The organism is Acetobacter fallax, assembly GCF_011516735.1.
Classification (GTDB): domain Bacteria; phylum Pseudomonadota; class Alphaproteobacteria; order Acetobacterales; family Acetobacteraceae; genus Acetobacter; species Acetobacter fallax.
This window is the reverse complement of record NZ_WOSX01000098.1, coordinates 1-3,253: the sequence shown is the minus strand read 5'-3', so window position 1 is coordinate 3,253 and position 3,253 is coordinate 1. Positions and strand designations below refer to the sequence as shown.

The 3,253-nt window shown below is 61.1% G+C and carries 1 protein-coding gene and 1 pseudogene; one reads left to right on the top strand and one right to left on the bottom strand.

Features of this window, described 5'->3' with window-relative positions:
* Positions 1-277: 277 nt before the first annotated feature.
* Positions 278-2,331: pseudogene (recD2, locus tag GOB85_RS18505) on the top strand (SF1B family DNA helicase RecD2).
* A gap of 344 nt (positions 2,332-2,675) precedes the next feature.
* On the opposite strand, the gene GOB85_RS18500 reads toward recD2, so the two are convergent.
* A partial coding sequence (locus tag GOB85_RS18500) for a transposase (RefSeq protein WP_173579007.1) occupies positions 2,676-3,253 on the bottom strand: 578 nt, incomplete at its 5' end.

Here is a 3,253-nt window from a genome sequence, read left to right as displayed (position 1 = left end):
TTCAAATCCTATCCCCGCAACCATGCACAAGCCCTTCATGGGACACGATAAACCCGCCCTAAACAGGCGGGTTTTTTGTTGTCCGGAATCCCACGCAGGAAACACATAGGATGCAAGTGGGAGGGAAACTCCAGCGTAGGTTGGGCTGAAATCGGGGATCTTCACGACTGCGTGTCAGGCGTGTTGGAGCACGGCGATACGGCTGGCAGCGCGATCCTGTGTTACGATCGATCATGGTTTCCGACCCTCTCGATTCCGCATCGACAGGAGCCTCCCGTTGAGTGGCGCGGCTGCATCCTCCGAGGCGCTGGCCGGCCTCGTAGAGCGGGTGACGTTCCACAACGCCGAGAACGGCTTCTGCGTCCTGCGGGTGAAAGTGCGGGGGCAGCGCGATCTGGTCACCGTTGTCGGCCACGCCGCCATGATCTCGGCAGGCGAGTTCGTGCAGATGTCGGGGCGCTGGTTCAACGACCATACCCACGGGCTGCAGTTCAAGGCCGAGTTCCTCAAGGCCAGCAGGAACCTGGACGCCTGCGGGAGGTGACGGGTATCGGTCCCAAGCGTGCCGAACGGATTGTCGGTGGCTGGGCGGACCAGAAGGTGATCCGCGAGATCATGCTGTTCCTGCACAGCAATGGCGTCGGCACCTCGCGGGCGGTGCGGATCTTCAAGACCTATGGTCAGGACGCGGTCAGACTGATCAGCGAGAACCCCTACCGGCTGGCGAAGGACATCCGGGGAATCGGGTTCAAGACCGCTGACCAGGTTGCCCGGAAGATGGGGATTGCACCCGACGCCATGATCCGGGTGCGGGCCGGGATATCCTATGCACTCGGCGAAGCGATGGACGAAGGGCATTGCGGTCTGCCGGTCGGGGAACTGCTGACCAGCACCGCCGAGCTGCTGGAGGTCGCTGCCCCTCTGATCGAGACGGCCCTCGCGCTGGAACTGGAAGCGGGAGACGTGGTTGCTGACAGTGTTGGCGAAACAGACTGCATCTTCCTGGCTGGGCTCTATCGGGCGGAGCAGAGCATCGCCGAACGATTGCGCGCCTGCGCCATCGGTCGTCCGCCCTGGCCGGACATCGACGCTGCAAAAGCCATGACCTGGGTCGAAGGCAAGACCGGGCTCGCTTTGGCTCCCAGCCAGCAGGAGGCGGTGCGCCTTGCCTTGCGCAGCAAGGTGCTGGTGATCACGGGTGGTCCCGGTGTGGGCAAGACCACCCTGGTCAACGCCATCCTGAAGATCGTGACCGCCAAGGGCACGGATGTTCAACTCTGCGCGCCAACGGGACGGGCGGCGAAGCGCCTGTCGGAAAGCACGGTGCTGGAGGGCAAGACCATCCACCGCCTGCTGGAGACCGATCCGGCCAACGGCAGTTTCAAACAGGACGATACCAACCCGCTGACCTGCGATCTGCTGGTCGTGGACGAGGCCAGCATGGTGGACGTGCTGCTGATGTGCTCTCTTTTGCGCGCGTTGCCCGACAGCGCAGCCCTGCTGATCGTGGGCGACGTGGACCAGTTGCCGTCCGTCGGGCCGGGGCAGGTGCTGGCCGACATCATCGGCTCGGGTGCAGTGCCTGTGGTGCGCCTGACGGAAGTGTTCCGCCAGGCGGCTCAGAGCCGGATCATCACCAATGCGCATCGGATCAACGAGGGCAGGATGCCCGAACTGAGCTTGGAGGAAGGATCGGATTTCTACTTCGTGGAAGCGGCCGAGCCCGAGGTCGGGCTGCGCAAGTTGCTGGCCATGGTGAGGGACCGCATCCCGGCGCGGTTCGGACTGGACCCTGTTCGCGACGTGCAGGTGCTCTGCCCCATGAACCGGGGCGGGCTTGGGGCGCGGTCGCTGAATATCGAATTGCAGCAGGCGTTGAACCCGCCGGGCGAGGTAAAGGTCGAGCGGTTCGGCTGGACCTATGGTCCGGGTGACAAGGTGATGCAGATCGCCAACGATTATGACCGGGACGTCTTCGACGGGGATCTGGGGGTTATTGACCGGATCGATATCGAAGAGGGCGAACTGACGGTCTTATTCGATGGACGGGAGGTTGTTTACGGCTTCGGCGAGCTGGACGAACTGGTGCTGGCCTACGCGACGACCATCCACAAAAGCCAGGGCTCGGAATACCCGGCAGTAGTGATTCCGCTGGTGACGCAGCACTACGCCATGCTGGCGCGGAACCTGCTCTACACGGGCGTCACACGGGGAAGGAAGCTCGTCGTCCTCGTGGGCCAGAAGAAGGCGCTGGCCATCGCGGTGCGGAACCAGGGCGGGCGGCGGCGGTGGTCGAAGCTCAGGGAATGGCTTGCCGGTAACGTCGCATGATGGAGTGACGGGGTGAAGGGTGTGTCTCCATGTCGGCTTCCGCCTCATGTAGGACGTCCTGAAACCAAACAAGAAATTCTAAAAGCCGACGTTCTGAAATAAAAACAGCTTCCGAGACCGGCAAGGCGCGATTTTGGAGCACGGCTTTAAACTCAAGAACCAACGCATTCCAATGTAATCTGGAAGCATCGAACATAAGTGAACCTCGCAGGAAAATTTTCTAACGGCACTGCTCATCAGGTCTTTTCGTTGTAGTCTAAAATGGAGATGATACGATTCAACAAATACCTAGCAGTCTGTCGGGTTGGGCATTTTGAGGATCACGGCGGCGAGGCTGACCCGGCTTATGCTGTTTGAAGCCGTGCCATTCTTTTGCAGTTGTATGCGAGAGCGACGAGTGTCCATTCGGTCGTGACTTTTGCAAGGCCGCGCAGACTGAATCTTCTGAACCCCATGATGCTTTTGATAATTCCAAAGACCGGTTCAACGGTCTGTTTTCGTAGTCTGTAAACATCTCCGGCTTCTGTGGTTTCCAGCCTGTCCTTCATGGCAAGCCGCCAGGGTTCGGTGATCCGGCGTGGCTCCCTGTTTTCAGGAGGTGGCCGGAAATCATATGGCCTGCGGGCGCGAGGCCGTCCGATGGCGACCAGTGGATCGATGCCTTTTTTCCGCAGGTCCCGGACCGCCTGCCCGCTGGCGTAACCGGTGTCGGCGAGCACCGTCTTTGGGAGACCGATCGTGTTTTCCATCGACAGCACGGTATCGGCAAAGGATGGCGCGTCCGCTGACGTGGCGACAACGCCGGTTGTCACGATCAGCTGACTGCCTTCGGCGCAGACCACGGCCTGGGCATTGTAAGCCTGTCGGAACTCGTGGGCGTCCGAACGTCGCATGAGGCGGCTGTCGGGATCGGTCAGACTGA